Source organism: Paracidovorax valerianellae (assembly GCF_900102625.1).
In the GTDB taxonomy this organism is placed as follows: Bacteria; Pseudomonadota; Gammaproteobacteria; order Burkholderiales; family Burkholderiaceae_C; genus Paracidovorax; species Paracidovorax valerianellae.
Genome location: NZ_FMZC01000006.1, coordinates 180485 through 195012, shown reverse-complemented (window position 1 = coordinate 195012; position 14528 = coordinate 180485). Strand labels below are relative to the sequence as shown.

Below are 14528 nucleotides of genomic sequence, written 5' to 3'. Positions count from 1 at the left end.
GGAACGGGCAGTGACAGGGTATTCCCCTGTGGTTTCTGCCGCATTTCATCGTGTTCCCTAGTGATCTGGCCCATAAATTGCGATATGTTTCCGGCGTTGAGACACAACAATATTTCTCAGCGCTCACCCCTTAATGGAGATTCATATGCAACTGAAGTTGAAACTGACCGTGGTTGCCGCTATCGCGGCTTTTGCCGGCGCGGCCTCTGCACAAGAGCAAGTGGTCAAGATCGGTCACGTGGGACCGGTTTCCGGCCCACAAGCTCACTACGGCAAGGACAACGAAAACGGCGCGCGCATGGCAGTTGAAGAACTGAATGCACAAGGCGTCACGATCGGCGGTAAGAAGATCAAGTTCGAACTGCAGGCAGAAGACGACGCTGCAGATCCGAAGCAAGGCACCGCCGCCGCACAGAAGCTGTGCGATGCAAAGGTTGCTGGCGTGGTGGGCCACTTGAATTCCGGCACGACCATTCCTGCCTCCAAGGTGTACAACGACTGCGGCATTCCGCACGTCACCGGCGCTGCCACCAACCCCAACCTGACCAAGCCAGGCTACAAGACCACGTTCCGCATCATCGCCAACGACAACGCCCTGGGCGCTGGCCTGGCGTTCTATGCTGCCGACACGCTGAAGCTCAAGACCGTGGCCATCGTCGATGACCGCACGGCTTACGGCCAAGGCGTTGCCGACGTGTTCAAGAAGACGGCTGCTGCCAAGGGCATGAAGGTGGTGGACGAGCAGTTCACGACCGACAAGGCCACCGACTTCATGGCCATCCTGACGGCCATCAAGTCCAAGAACCCCGATGCGGTGTTCTACGGCGGCATGGACCCACAGGCCGGCCCGATGCTGCGCCAGATGGAACAGCTGGGCATGGGCAACGTGAAGTACTTCGGCGGCGACGGCATCTGCACCGCAGAAGTGGCCAAGCTCGCAGCCGGCGCCAAGACGCTGAACAACGTGGTGTGTGCCGAAGGCGGCGCATCGCTGGCCAAGATGCCTGGCGGCACCGCATGGCGCGCCAAGTACGACGCCAAGTACCCCAACCAGTTCCAGGTTTACAGCCCTTATACCTACGACGCCACCATGCTGCTGGTCGATGCCATGAAGCGTGCCAACTCGTGGGATCCTAAGGTCTACATCCCTGAACTGCAAAAGTCCAGCTACAAGGGTGTGACGGCCAACATCGCCTTCGAACCCAATGGCGAACTGAAGAACCCCGCCATCACGCTGTACGTGTACAAGGACGGCAAGAAGACGCCTCTGAACTGAGGACTGGACGGCGCCGCGGGTTGAAAGACCGGCGGCCCTCGCCAAAAGCAAAAGGCCTCCGCATGCGGAGGCCTTTTTTCATGGCTGGCTTAAGTCAATAACACGATGCCGAAGACGGGCAGTGCGCCGTGCTTGCTACGCGGTGCAGGCGATGGCCTGCAGGCGCCCAATCAGCGGCGTCAGCGGCGAACCTGCAGCGCGCCCGGGTTCACGATATTGGTCGGCGTGCCCTTGATGTAGTTGATGACGTTGTCGAACGCAGCGCCGAAGTACAGCTCGTAGCTGTCTTGCTCCACGTAGCCGATGTGGGGCGTGCAGATGCAGTTTTCCAGCCGCAGCAGGGCGTGGCCCTGCAAGATGGGCTCGCTCTCGAACACGTCCACGGCGGCCATGCCGGGGCGTCCACGGTTGAGGGCCGCGATGAGGGCGTCGGCTTCGATCAACTCCGCGCGCGACGTGTTCACCAGCAGCGCGGTGGGCTTCATGCACGACAGGTCTTCCAGCCGAATGGCGCCCCGCGTTTCGTCGTTCAGGCGCAGGTGCAGCGAGATCACGTCGCACTGGGCGAAGAACTCTTCCCGCGTGGTCGCCACCTGCAGCCCGTCGCTCAGGGCCTGCGCCCGCGAAGCCTCACGCCCCCACACCCGCACGTTCATGCCGAAGGCCCGGCCGTAGCCGGCCACGATCTGGCCGATGCGTCCGTAGCCCCAGATCCCCAGCGTCTTGCCCCGCAGCACGGTGCCGATGCCGAAGTTGGGCGGCATCGACGCGGCGCGCAGGCCCGACTGCTGCCATGCGCCATGCTTCAGGTTGGAGATGTACTGGGGCAGGCGCCGCATGGCCGCCATGATGAGGGCCCAGGTCAGTTCCGCCGGTGCCACGGGCGAGCCCACGCCCTCGGCCACCGCGATGCCGCGTTCGGTGCATGCCGCGACATCGACGTGCGAGCCGACCTTGCCGGTCTGCGCGATGAGTTTCAGGCGCGGCAGTTTCTCAACCAGCTGGCGCGAGAGGTGGGTGCGCTCGCGCACCAGCACGATGATGTCCGCGTCTTTGAGGCGCACCGAAAGCTGGCCCAGCCCTTTGACGGTGTTCGTGTACACCTTGGCGTTGTAGGGGTCCAGGCGTGCAGCGCAATGCAGCTTGCGCACTGCGTCCTGGTAGTCGTCAAGAATGACAATGTTCATGTTGTCCGTAAAACCCGCAAGCTTGGCTGGCCAAGGGCTCTGTGCACAGGCCTTGCCCAGAAATCGAAAGAACGGCGCCGCGCGGACTGCCCGGCCCGGCAGCGCCGGCAGGGGCAGGGCGTTCGGCCCAGCCGCACATTGTCGTTGATGCGCGCGGCGGCGTCGGCGCGCAAACCCGCCCAAACCCCCGATGCGGGACACGCGGTTACAAAAGTCTCCGTCCTGGCACCATTGCCGGCCCCGTCTGCGCACCGGTGAAGCAGGGTCGCCCACGCGACGCGCTGTAGGGGGCATCCCCGATGCTGGGGCTGCGCGAGGCCCATAGGCTGCATGGCAAAGGAATCGAATCGTCCATGCCTGCACACCATGCTTTCTGGCCCCGCCGTCTTCCGCACACGCTCACCCCTCCGGCCACCTCGCTGTGGGACAACCTGGCGATCAGCGCCCACCGCTACCCCGACAAGCCGGCCCTGATCTTCTTCGGCCGGGCGCTCACCTACCGCGCTTTGGCCGACGGCGCACAGCAGCTGGCCGCGCACCTGCATTCGCTGGGCGTGCGCAAGGGCGACCGGGTCGTGCTGTGCATGCAGAACTGCCCGCAACTGGTGATGGCGCATTTCGCCATCCTGCGGGCCAACGCCGTGGTGGTGCCCGTCAACCCGATGAACCGGGCGCAAGAGCTCACCCACTACATCACTGACCCCGACGCGCGCGTGGCCATCACCACGGCCGACCTCGCGCCCGAGCTGACCCGTGCCAGCGACGGCTTGCCAGCGGGCACCGGCCTGGCGCACCTGGTGGTCACGCAGTTCACCGATGCGTTCTCCGCCGAAGAAGCCGGCGCGGATGCGGTCCCGCCCACGTGGCAGGAATGGCTCTGCACCCACCACCCCCTGCAGCCGCTCGCTGGCGGCCAGGTGCACGCGTGGGCGGATGCCATTGCCTGCGCGGCCCCGCCGCCAGACATCGAAGTGGGCCCTGAAGACTTGGCCGTGCTGCCCTACACGAGCGGCACCACCGGCCTGCCCAAGGGCTGCATGCACCCGCACCGCAGCATCATGCACAACGCGGTGGCCAGCAGCCTGTGGGGCACGGCCACGCCGGAGAGCGTGACGCTGGCCGTCGTGCCCATGTTCCACATCACCGGCATGGTCAGCGTGATGCACTCGTGCCTGTACGTCGGGGCCACGCTGGTGCTCATGCCGCGATGGGACCGCGACCTGGCTGGGCGGCTCATCTCCCGCTACCGCGTGACCAACTGGACCAACATCCCCACGATGGTCATCGACCTCATGGGCAGCCCGAACTTCGCGCAGTACGACCTGTCCAGCCTGTCGTACATCGGCGGTGGCGGTGCCGCCATGCCGCAGGCGGTGGCGCAGCGGCTGTTCGAGCATTACGGCCTGCGCTACACCGAGGGCTACGGCCTGACCGAAACCGCAGCGCCATCGCACACCAATCCGCCCGACCATCCCAAGCAGCAATGCCTGGGGATTCCCTTCATCAGCACCGACTCGCGCGTGATCGACCCGGACACGCTGCAAGAGCTGCCCGTCGGCGAGCAGGGCGAGATCGTGATGCACGGCCCCGGCGTGTTCAGCGGCTATTGGAAGCTGCCCGGGCCGACCGCAGCGGCGTTCATCGACCTGGACGGCAAGCGGTTCTTCCGCTCGGGCGATCTGGGGCGGGTGGACGAGGAGGGCTATTTCTTTCTGACCGACCGGCTCAAGCGGATGATCAACGCGAGCGGGTTCAAGGTGTGGCCGGCCGAGGTCGAGGCCCTCATGTTCCGCCACCCTGCGATCCAGGAGGCCTGCATCATCGCCGCGCGCGACAGCTACCGCGGCGAGACGGTCAAGGCCGTCGTGGTGCTGCGCCAGGAACACCGCGGCCAGGTGAGCGGCGACGACATCATCGCCTGGTGCCGCGACAACATGGCCGTGTACAAGGTGCCCCGCATCGTGCAGCTCGTGGATGCGCTGCCCAAGAGCGGCAGCGGCAAGGTGATGTGGCGGGCGCTACAGGAATCCGAACTCGCCAACCCCACCGCACCGGCCTGACGGGGGGATCGCGCGACCGGCCCAGCCTTCAGTGCGCGGCGTGCGAGGCGATGAGTTCCGCCAGGTCCCGCTCCAGCAGCGCCGGATCGCCCAGTTGCAGCTCGATCACGCGGCGCAGGTGGGTCACGCTGTCCAGGTCCATGGTGCGGCACTGCAGGCCGGCCTGCCGGCCTTCGATGTGCACGATGTCGCCCGACATGGCGATGTGGTCGTTGTCAGCCGACAGCGGCACCACCAGTTGGCACGGCGCACCGCGGGGCAGGTCCGCCACCGGCACCTCGGGGCCCAGGAGCAGCAGCGCGCCCTGCAGCGACAGATCCAGCACCTGGACGCTGAAGGTTCCCAGGCCGGTGGTCAACAGCGCGGGCGCATCGAAGGCCACGCGGACATAGTGGCGGCGTTCATGGGACATTGGGTTTCCTGGAGGTGGCGGGGGCTTTGCGATGCTACTGCACGCCCATGCCGCCACCTGCCGTGGGCCGGAACTTTGGGGTCAGGTTCTACGCCATTGCCGGGTTAAGCTTGGCCGCCATGGCGCACATCACCTTTCCCCCTCCGTACCTGCCACCGGACCAAGTGGCAAGCCATCTGCGCAGCGCGGGTTATGCCGTGCTGCGGCCTGCCGACACCGCGGCCTGGATCGGTTGCCCGCTGGGCGATCTCGAAGCCCTGCACGCCGACTGGAGCGGCCTGCCGCCCGATGAATTCCTGAAGGACGGCGGGCGCTACCGGCGCCGGCGCCACGCATGCTTCGTTTCGGACGGCGACAGCGTGCAGACCGTGCCGCACCGCGCGCACTGGCAGCCGGTCGAATACAACGCGCTGCACGGCGGCATGCAGCGCTGGTTCGCGCCCATGCTGGACACCACGGTGGTGCGCCCGGCGTGGCTGCAGTTGCTGTCGGCGCTGGCGCGGGTGTCGCAGGCGGCGCTGGCCACCGAGCCCGAGCGCTGGTTCATCGAAGCGCACCAGTTCCGCATCGACACCACCGACGGCATCGGCCGTCCCACGCCCGAGGGCGCGCACCGCGACGGCGTGGACCTGGTGGCGGTTTTCCTGGTCGGGCGCGAGGGCGTGAAGGGCGGCGAGACGCGTATATTCGAAGCGTCGGGTCCCAGCGGGCAACGCTTCACGCTCAACGAGCCGTGGTCGCTGATGCTGCTGGACGATGCGCGCATGATCCACGAGACCACGCCCATTCAGCCACTGGCGCCCGGCGGGTTCCGCGACACGCTGGTCGTGACCTGCCGGCGCGGAGGCTTCCAGGACGCGATCGCACCGGGCCAAGCCACATGACTTGATGCGGATCAACGGCCCGAACGCCGGCCGCCGCGACACTCAAGCCTGAAAGCGGCCTGGCGGGCTTTCAGCCTGCCTTCGCTTCAGGCCTTGCCTGATCCATCAACCGAAAGGAGAAGTTCCTATGTTCAAGCACATCCTGCTCCCCGTGGACGGCTCGCCGACCTCGATGACGGCCGTGGCCAAGGCCGCCGGCCTCGCCAAGGCGTTCGGCTCGGCCGTGACGGCCCTCTACGTGGTGGACCCGTACCCTTTCACCGGCGTGGGCGCCGACTTTGCCTACGGCCAGTCGCAGTACCTGAGCGCCGCCACCAAGGAGGCGAACGAAGCCCTGGAAGGCGCCAAGAAGGCCCTTGAAGAAGCCGGCGTGCCAGTGACCACGGTGATCGGCGAAGGCCACGCGGTGCACGACGGCATCCTGCGTGCGCTGGAGACCACCCAGGCCGATCTGATCGTGATGGGCTCGCACGGCCGCCGCGGCCTGGAAAAGCTGGTGCTGGGCAGCGTGACGCAGCGCGTGCTGGGCGTCGTCCACGTGCCGGTGCTGGTGGTGCGCGACTGACGGATCGGCGACGCCACCGTGCGGCCATGAAAAACGGCTCCCGAGGGAGCCGTTTTTCATGGGGCGAACCGATCGGTCATTCGATCTTGGCGCCCGAGGCTTCCACGATGCCCTTCCACTTTGCGTAGTCGGACTTGAGCAGTGTCGAGAACTGCGCGGCCGACAGCGATTCGGCCTCGGCGCCCTGGGCCTGGATGGCAGCCTGCATTTCAGGCGAAGCCAGCAGCTTGTTGACCTCGGTGTTCACCGTGGTGACCACGCTGGCAGGCGTGCCGGCCGGGGCGAAGATGCCGTACCACGAGCTCACGTCGAAGCCCTTGTAGCCCGACTCGGCCACGGTGGGCACGTCCGGCAGCGAGGTGCTGCGCTTGGCCGAGGTGACGGCCAGTGGGCGAAGCTTGCCCGACTTGATCTGGCCCATCGCCGATGGCACGGAGGACACCAGCAGGTCCACGTTGCCGGCCAGCGCGTCCATCAACGCCGGGTTGGAGCCCTTGTAGGGGATGTGGCTCAGCTTGATGCCCGCGGCCTTCTCGAACAGGTCGCCGGCCAGGTGGATGGTGGTGCCGTTGCCGGGCGAGCCGTAGGTGATCTTGCCGGGTTCGGCACGGGCTGCGGCCACCACATCGGCCAGCGTCTTGAAGCGCGAGTTGGCGCCCGTCGCGATGATCACCGGGGTGTAGGCGATGTGGGCTACGGCCACCAGGTCTTTCGTGGGGTCCCACGGCAGGTTCTTGTACAGCCAGGGCGCGACGACGAGGTTGTCTTTCTGGCCCATCACGAGGTCGTAGCCGGTGGGCGCGGCCTTCACGGCTTCGGTGATGCCGATGGTGCCGCCTGCGCCCGCGCGGTTGTCGGGCACCACCGTCCAGTGGGTGACTTCGGTTAGCTTGGTGGCGACCAGGCGCGAGAGGATGTCGGTGCCGCCGCCGGGCGGGAACGGCACGATCAGGCGCACGGGCTTGGTCGGGTATGCGGCGGCCGGGGCCGCGGTTTGCGCCTGGGCGGTGGCGCCCAGCGCCAGGGCCAGCGCGGTGAAGGAAAGCAGGCTGCGGATCATCGGTTTTGTCTCCATTTTTCGAGGGGGAAATTCTGGCGAGGGCAGGCCGTCAATATATAGCCAAAAAGCCCTCCAGCGCATGATTCATGCCGGTGTTGTGCTATAAAAATAATAGCAATCGCTGCGGGGCTGTTGCTGTTGCTGGCGCGGCCGCAGGTTCAGGCGTCGCGCACGTCCGCCACCGGCGACTCGCCGAAGTCGGCGCGCTCCAGCCAGGCCAGCACGCGCGCGGCTGCCTCGGTGGGCGAGGTGAGCATGCCGCCCGATTTCAGGTTGGCGAAGTTCTGAACGTCGGGGAAGTCGGCGGGGTGCGCATCGCGCAGGTGGGCCTGCATGTCGGTGTCGATCACGCCGGGTGCCAGCGAGCATGCCTTGGCGCCGTTCGGCTTGGCCGCTTCGTCCAGCGCGAGGCAGCGGGTGAAGTGGTCCATGCCTGCCTTGGCGGCGCAATAGGCCGCCTGGGACGCCATGGCCCGGCGGCCGAGGCCGGACGAGATGTTGAGCACCTTGCGCGGCACGGGCCAGTTTTCGGTGGCGCCCAGGAAAGCGCCGCTCAATTGCATGGGCGCTTCCAGCCCTACGCGCAGCGCGTGGGCCAGGTCGGCGGGATCGCTGCCCGACAGCGGGGCGATGCGCGGCACGACGCCGGCGTTGTTGATGAGGGTGGCACTCGCATACTGCCCGGCCGGCGCGTTGGCCAGCCAGGTGCGCAGCCGGGCGGCGGCGTGCAGTCCCTGGGACAGGTCCTGCTCCCACTGCTCCAGCGTGGCGCCGGCCTGGGCGGCTTCGGCGGCCAGTTCAGCGTTGGTGGTGCGGGAGAGGGTGAGCAGCGCGTGGCCGGGCTTGAGCAGCAGGCGGGCCATGGCCAGGCCCATGCCGCGCGAGGCGCCCGTCAGGATCGTGAGGTGTTGAGGCATCCGGCGATGGTACTGCGCAGCCCGCGCGCACGGCAGAGGGGCTGTCCGAGGTGCTCCAAGTTTCCGCAGTCCAGCATGCTATCGAATGTATAGCTACTCCCCCTAGTGCTGATTGCGCTGGAGGCACGAAACGTTAAAAGGGTGCTGGCTTCGAAAACGCCATCGGCTGCCCGGTGCGCGGGTGCGTGAAAGCGACCTGGCGCGCATGCAGCAACAGGCGCGCGGCGCGGGCTTGCACCGGCGCATCGGCATACAGCGCGTCGCCCAGGATCGGGTGGCCGATGGCAGCCAGGTGCATGCGCAACTGGTGCGTGCGGCCGGTGATGGGCTGCAGTTCCACGCGGGTGGTCTGCGCGACGGGGTCGTGGGCGATTGCGTGCCATCGCGTCAGGCTGGGTTTGCCGCTGGCGGCGTCGATCACGCGCAACGGCCGGCGGTCCCAGTCGGCGGCGATCGGCAGGTCGATGGTGTGCCAGCCTTCGGCATCAGCGTCATCGTCAGCGTTGGCCGTGGCGGGCAGGCCCTGCACGACCGCTTCGTAGCGCTTGTCCACGCGCCGCTCGGCGAACGCATCGCCCAGCGCCCGCTGCGCCTGGGCGTGGCGCGCCATGAGCACGATGCCCGACGTGGCCTGGTCCAGCCGGTGCACGATCAGCGCCTCGGGCCAGCGGGCCTGGGCGCGGGCGCTCAGGCAGTCCTGCTTGTCGGGGCCGCGCCCGGGCACGCACAGCAATCCGGAGGGCTTGATCAGCACGAGCAGGTCGTCGTCGGCGAACAGGCATTCGCCATCGAACGCGCCTTGGTGCTCCGGAGGCGATGCGGCGGCGATGTAATGGCCTGCCGCCGCGGCCTCAGCTTCCATGGCCTGGCCGGGCGTCTGCACCGTCAATGCTGTCCGGGCCCTCGGCACTGCTGCCATGCACCAGCTGGTGCACGGTGGCGCAGAGTTCTTTCACGTCGTTGGGCTTGTGGATGAGGGCGCTGGCCCCTTCGGCCAGGGCCGATTGTTCGATCTCGGCCGTGACGTGGCCGGAGGCCAGGGCCACGGGAAGGTCGGGGCGGATGCGCTTGGCCTCGCGCACCAGATCGACGCCACAGTAGCCGGGCATGTTGTAGTCGGTCACCAGCAGGTCGTAGGCGGCGGGATCGGCGCGCAGGGCCTCGGTGGCCTCGTGCGGGTCGGTGAAGCCCGTCACCTGATAGCCGCGGCGGCGCAGCAGGCGGCGCACCAGAAAGACCAACGCCTCGTCGTCGTCCACGTACATGACGTGGCGCAGGCGCGCATCGGCGGGCTGGGCCGGCACAGGCGCGGCGGTGGTGGGGAGCAGCGGCACGGCCCTGGGCACCGAATCGGGCGCGATGGGAAAGTACAGCGTGAAGCGGCTGCCTTCGCCGGGTGTGCTGTGCACGTCCACCGCGCCGCTGTGCGTGCGCATCACGCCGTGCACCACGGCCAGCCCGAGGCCGGTGCCCTGGCCCACGGGCTTGGTGGTGAAGAAGGGTTCGAAGATGCGCTGCTGCGTGGCGGCGTCGATGCCCGGGCCGTTGTCCACCACGGTCAGGGCGACGTATTCGCCCAGGGGCAGGCCCAGCCGTTCGCACAGGCGCAGGTCGGGTTCGAGCGCCGAGGCTTCCACGCACACGGTGCCGCGCGCCTCGCCGATCGCGTGGATGGCGTTGGTGCACAGGTTGAGCAGCGCCTGCTCGACCTGCGTGGCATCGGCCAGCACGGGGGGCAGTTCGCCGTCCAGCCGCAGCCGCAGTTCGATGGCGGGCGGCAGTGTCACGCGCAGCAGGCGTTCGGTGTCGTGCACCGCGTCGTGCACGCTCACGGCGGTGCGCTGCGGCGGCTCGTTGCGGCTGAAGGTGAGGATCTGGCGCACCAGGTCGCGCGCCCGGCGGCCGGCCTTGTCGATCTCGTGCAGGCTCTCCAGCACGGGCGAGCCGGCGTCGCAATCGGCCTTGGCCAGTTCGACGTTGCCCAGGATGGCGCTCAGGATGTTGTTGAAGTCGTGCGCGATGCCGCCGGCCATGGTGCCCACGGCCTGCATCTTGTGCGATTCGCGCAATTGCGCTTCCAGCTCGGAGCGGTGGGCCTCGGCTTTCTTGCGGCCCGTGAGGTCGCGCGCGAAGACGGTGGTGGTCTCGCCCTCGGCATGGCGTTCGAACGACATGCTCACTTCCACGGCCAGTTCCTTGCCGCTGGCGGTGCGGGCCACCATTTCGCCCAGCACGGCCTGCGTGGTGAGCTGCGCGAACGCCAGCGCCTGGGCCGCGTCGGGCAGAAAGCGCTCCAGCGGGCTGCCCATGGCATCGGCGGTGGCGCACTGGAAGAGCGCCGCGGCAGTGGGGTTGAAGACGGTGATGCGCTGGTGCCGGTCCACGCACAGGATGGCGTCCAGCGCGGAGTTGATGACGGCCTCCAGCCGGCGCTCGCTGGCGTGCAGCTGGGCATTGCGCTCCTGCAGGGCCTGCGCGCTTTGCTGCAGGGCCTGGCGCTCGGTGAGCAGCGGGCCCTGGTCGATCACCGCGCACAAAAACTGCAGCAGCGGCGGGCCGCTTTCCTGCGGGGCCTCGATGCGGGCGATGTGCAGGTCGCCCGTGATGTTGCTGTTGCCGTTTGCAGCGCCGACCTGGAAGACCACTTCGGTGGCCTCGCTGTGGCCGTGCTCGCGCGCCTGGGCGAAGGCCTCGCGCACGCGCCCGGCATCGGCGGCGCTCACGAACGGCATCAGCGAGGTGACGGGGCGGTCGGCTTCGGTGGGCTGGAACGAGCGGTGCGCCATCGAATTGGCCTGCACCACGATGTCGTGCTCATCCAGCACCATGAGCGACAGCGGCACGCTGGCGAACAGGGTCTCGAAGCGTTCCGAGGCGCTCTCGGCCGCGGCTTGGCTGTAGCGCAGCACCTTGTTCTGCACCTCCAGCTCGGCCTGGTAGGCGCGCAGTTCGCCGATGAGTGCGGCCACGGGGCCTTCGGCCCGGTGCACGGCGGGTGCAGGGCGTTCGGGCGGGGACGGCTCGGGAGGGTTCTCCGAACCAGGGGGCAGGAGAAGCGAAAGATCAGGACGGCTCATGGGCGAGGCAGCGACGGCAGGCAGCGGCAGCGGCGCCAGCGCCGCACGGAAGGGGCTCAGTGTACGCCCGGCCCCCCGGTGCCGGCCACCCGGCGCCCTGCTGCGGGCAGTGGCAAGCCATCGCCGCGCCGCCGGCCGGCACGCTGCGGTTCAGCGGGCCGCGGTGCCCGGCGCGTCGTTCACCTGCCGCAGCGGTGTCAGCATGAAGGCCAGCGCGGCCACCACCACCAGCGCGCCGCCGCAGCCCGCGAACAATTGCGCCAGCGTGATGCCTTTCATCACCCAGCCCGTGATGGCGGCGGAGATCGGCGCCAGGCCCATGAAGATGAACATGAACAGCGCCATCGCCCGGCCGATCAGTGCCGGCGGCACCCGCTGCTGGATCCACGTGAAGATGCGCACCTGCATGAAGCCGCCCAGCAGGCCGATGGCCAGCATGAGCGCGATCCCTTGCCACAGCGCGCCGATCACGCCCATGGGCATGAACAGCAGGCCGATGGTGGCGTCGAACGCCAGCAGCGTCATGCCCAGGCTGCCCCAGCGCAGGCGCGGCAGCATGCCCGAAGCGACCATGCCCGCCAGCGTGCCGGCCCCGTGCGCGCCCACCAGCATGCCGAATGCGGCGGCGCCCAGGTGGGGCAGGCTGCTCGCCAGCACGGGCATGGCGATGTGCAGCGGGCCCATGATGAGCACCGCCACGGCGCTCCAGTAGAGAAAGCAGGTGCGCAGTTCGCGGTCGCGCCAGAAGTGGGCCAGGCCTTGCGCCACCGAGGCCAGCACTGCCGAAGGGGCGCTGCCGGGCGCGGCGGGGCCAGTGGCGCTGGTGGCACTGGTGGCACTGGTGGCACCGGCGGATGCGGCCGGCGCCGCTGGCAGCAGGCGCACCTTCGACAGCGTCCAGGCCGACAGGCCGAAGCTGAGCGCGTCGAGCCCGAAAGCCACGCCGATGCCCGGTGCGTTGGCCATGGCACCGGAACCCCCGGTGCCTGCCCCGCCGCTGCCGTCGCCGAACAAGGCGATCAGCAGTCCGGCCAGCAGCGGCCCCAGGAACATCGTGAGTTGGCGGATGCCCATGCTGATGCCGTTGGCGGCCTGCAGTTGCGCGCGCGGCACCACGTGCGGCAGCATGGCAGTGCCGGCCGGAATGCTGAACGCGGTGGCCAGGCCGATGGCCAGCGACAGCGCATAGACCATCCACAGCGTGAGCGCGCCGGCCAGCACCAGCGCGCTGAGCACGCCCAGCAAGGCCAGGTTGGCGTATTTTGTGAGCATCAGCACCTGCTTGGGCGAGTGGCGGTCCACCAGCGCGCCGCCGATCAGGATGAACAGCGCGCGCGGCACGCTCATGAGGGCCAGCACCGTCCCGAGCACGAGGGTGTCGCCGGTCATCTGCAGCACGAGCCAGGGCAGGGCGATGAGCGTGAACTGGTCGCCCAGCATGGTGAGGGCCGTGCCGCTGACCATCCAGCGGAAGTTGGAGTCCTGGAACAGTGCGGCGCGCGGGTTGTGGGGCGATGGGGTCATGGGTCGGTCCGTGGGCTGCGCAGGGGCAGCGATGGGGGCCGACTGTGAAGCCTCACGTTGCGTGAGGGTCAAGCCTTTTTTTCAGGGCGACGGCGCCAGGGCCTGCAGGCGGGGCACGGCGTGCAGATAGTTGCGAACGGGCTCGCTCAACGGAGAGCCGGCACGCAGCAGGGGCTCGCTGGCCGATGCGCGAATGAGCTTGGCGCGCAGCGCAGCGTCGTTGCGGCAGAGGGTGCCGAACAGGCTGTCCCAGTGCTGGGCGGCGTGTTGTGCGCGGGGATGGCCCGGTGGAATGCCCTGGTCCAGCAGTTGCTGCACTTCCCGCTCCAGTTGCTGCCATTGCGTGTGGTGCACGTGGCCCAGTTGGCGCAGGTCGTCGCGGTCCATGTAGCGCAGCAGCAGGTCCATGCGCAGTTGGATGGCGGATTCGATGTACCGGATCATGTCGCCCGGCGGGGCGTGGTTGCGGCCCTGGGTGCTGGGTTCGGTGCGGAACATGTGGCCCCAGCGTTCCAGCAGGTCCACGTCGCCGCCCATCCAGTGCAGCATCAGCGCCATCCAGCGGTAGGCCAGCGATTGCACCGTGGGCGTGTCGATCGGCAGGCTTTCGTCCATGGCCTGCAGTACCTGGTCCTTGACGATCAGCCAGTCGGCCTCGATGCGGTTCCAGCTGGAGAAGATGTGCTTGAGTTCGGCCGCGCTGAAGTACTTGCCGTAGGTGGTCATCAGCGCCAACGCCTGCAGCCAGTTGCCCATGTCGGGCTCGGTGCCGGCCACCAGCCCGTCGCGCAGCAGCCAAAGCCTCCCGCGCAGCTCGGTGGCCCGCGCGATCTGCTGGTCGAGCGACCGGATCTGCTGCCCGATGATGTGCTCGGGCGCCATGCCGTCGCCCTGCAGGAGGGCCGCGATGTCGCTGAGCGGCAGGCCCATCTGGCGCAGCGTTTGAATGCCGTGCAGCCGCTGCACGTCGGACTGGCTGTAGAGGCGGTATCCCGCCTCGGACCGGCCCGAGGGCTTGAGCAGGCCCACCTCGTCGTAATGGTGCAGGGTGCGCACCGTGAGGCCGGTGCGCCGGGCCAGCTCGCCGACCTTGAGCAGCATGGGTGGCTGGGGCCCTGCGGCGTATCAGCGGACCGAGATCAGCTCGATTTCGAAGTTGAGCGTGGCGTTGGGCGGAATCACGCCGCCTGCGCCGCGGTCGCCATAGGCGATGGCCGGTGGGCAGGTCAGCTTGGCCTTGCCGCCGGGCTTCATGCGCTGCACGCCTTCGGTCCAGCAGGGAATGACGCGGTTCAGCGGAAATTCGGTGGGCTCGCCGCGCTTGTAGGAGCTGTCGAATTCCTTGCCGTCCGGCAGCGTGCCCTTGTAATGCACCTTCACGGTGTCCGTGGCCTTGGGCGACGTGCCCGTGCCTTCCTTCAGCGATTCATAGACCAGTCCGCTGGCCGTGGTGACGGGCTTGGCGGTTTGCGCCAGGGCAGCGGCGGGGGCGATCACGGCGCTGGCGAGCAGCAGGCACAGGATTTTGCGCAAAGGGTTCTCCTTGGGGTGGTTCGGTCAGCCCGC

The 14528-nt window shown here is 68.2% G+C and carries 13 protein-coding genes; 4 read left to right on the top strand and 9 right to left on the bottom strand.

The window, feature by feature from the left end:
• Positions 1 to 145 precede the first annotated feature (145 nt).
• Positions 146 to 1276: a branched-chain amino acid ABC transporter substrate-binding protein gene (locus tag BLT03_RS12075; RefSeq protein ID WP_092743923.1), complete on the top strand. Its 1131-nt coding sequence runs from the start codon at positions 146 to 148 to the stop codon at positions 1274 to 1276.
• A 179-nt stretch (positions 1277 to 1455) separates the two neighbouring features.
• Here BLT03_RS12075 and BLT03_RS12070 read toward each other — a convergent pair whose 3' ends face one another.
• Positions 1456 to 2463 carry a D-2-hydroxyacid dehydrogenase family protein gene (locus tag BLT03_RS12070; protein WP_092743921.1) on the bottom strand — a complete coding sequence of 336 codons (1008 nt, stop codon included), beginning with the start codon at positions 2461 to 2463 and terminating at the stop codon, positions 1456 to 1458.
• Between the two features lie 353 nt (positions 2464 to 2816).
• On the opposite strand from BLT03_RS12070, the gene BLT03_RS12065 reads away from it, so the two are divergent.
• Complete coding sequence (locus BLT03_RS12065) at positions 2817 to 4523, top strand: long-chain fatty acid--CoA ligase (RefSeq protein ID WP_092744028.1); 1707 nt, start codon at positions 2817 to 2819, stop codon at positions 4521 to 4523.
• A gap of 28 nt (positions 4524 to 4551) precedes the next feature.
• On the opposite strand, the gene BLT03_RS12060 is transcribed toward BLT03_RS12065, so the two are convergent.
• Positions 4552 to 4935, bottom strand: coding sequence for a PilZ domain-containing protein (locus tag BLT03_RS12060; protein ID WP_092743919.1), 384 nt, complete (start codon positions 4933 to 4935; stop codon positions 4552 to 4554).
• A 119-nt stretch (positions 4936 to 5054) separates the two neighbouring features.
• Between BLT03_RS12060 and BLT03_RS12055 the strand changes: the two genes are divergently transcribed.
• Together BLT03_RS12055 and BLT03_RS12050 are read left to right on the top strand one after the other, a co-directional pair.
• The gene (locus tag BLT03_RS12055) at positions 5055 to 5819 is read left to right on the top strand and encodes a 2OG-Fe dioxygenase family protein (RefSeq protein ID WP_092744026.1); all 765 of its coding nucleotides are present in this window, start codon (positions 5055 to 5057) and stop codon (positions 5817 to 5819) included.
• 127 nt (positions 5820 to 5946) lie between these two features.
• Entirely contained in the window at positions 5947 to 6384 is a 438-nt protein-coding gene (locus BLT03_RS12050; protein ID WP_092743917.1) for a universal stress protein, read from the top strand.
• A 76-nt stretch (positions 6385 to 6460) separates the two neighbouring features.
• On the opposite strand, the gene BLT03_RS12045 is transcribed toward BLT03_RS12050, so the two are convergent.
• From BLT03_RS12045 to BLT03_RS12015, 7 genes are all read right to left on the bottom strand, one after another.
• Positions 6461 to 7444, bottom strand: a complete 984-nt coding sequence (locus tag BLT03_RS12045) for a Bug family tripartite tricarboxylate transporter substrate binding protein (protein WP_092743915.1) — start codon at positions 7442 to 7444, stop codon at positions 6461 to 6463.
• Positions 7445 to 7602: 158 nt separating this feature from the next.
• On the bottom strand, positions 7603 to 8361 hold the full coding sequence (locus BLT03_RS12040) for an SDR family NAD(P)-dependent oxidoreductase (protein ID WP_092743913.1): 759 nt from the start codon (positions 8359 to 8361) through the stop codon (positions 7603 to 7605).
• Between the two features lie 133 nt (positions 8362 to 8494).
• Positions 8495 to 9223 carry an RluA family pseudouridine synthase gene (locus BLT03_RS12035; RefSeq protein ID WP_092744024.1) on the bottom strand — a complete coding sequence of 243 codons (729 nt, stop codon included), beginning with the start codon at positions 9221 to 9223 and terminating at the stop codon, positions 8495 to 8497.
• Positions 9213 to 11438 (bottom strand): PAS domain-containing hybrid sensor histidine kinase/response regulator, encoded by a 2226-nt coding sequence (locus BLT03_RS12030; RefSeq protein ID WP_092743911.1) that lies wholly within the window; start codon positions 11436 to 11438, stop codon positions 9213 to 9215. Before BLT03_RS12030 ends, BLT03_RS12035 begins: the two co-directional genes overlap by 11 nt.
• 150 nt (positions 11439 to 11588) lie before the next feature.
• Positions 11589 to 12962, bottom strand: coding sequence for an MFS transporter (locus BLT03_RS12025; RefSeq protein WP_092743909.1), 1374 nt, complete (start codon positions 12960 to 12962; stop codon positions 11589 to 11591).
• A gap of 81 nt (positions 12963 to 13043) precedes the next feature.
• A complete protein-coding gene (locus tag BLT03_RS12020; protein WP_092743907.1) occupies positions 13044 to 14063 on the bottom strand; it encodes a MerR family transcriptional regulator in 1020 nt (339 codons plus the stop codon).
• A gap of 24 nt (positions 14064 to 14087) precedes the next feature.
• On the bottom strand, positions 14088 to 14495 hold the full coding sequence (locus tag BLT03_RS12015) for an FKBP-type peptidyl-prolyl cis-trans isomerase (protein WP_092743905.1): 408 nt from the start codon (positions 14493 to 14495) through the stop codon (positions 14088 to 14090).
• Between the last annotated feature and the right edge of the window lie 33 nt (positions 14496 to 14528).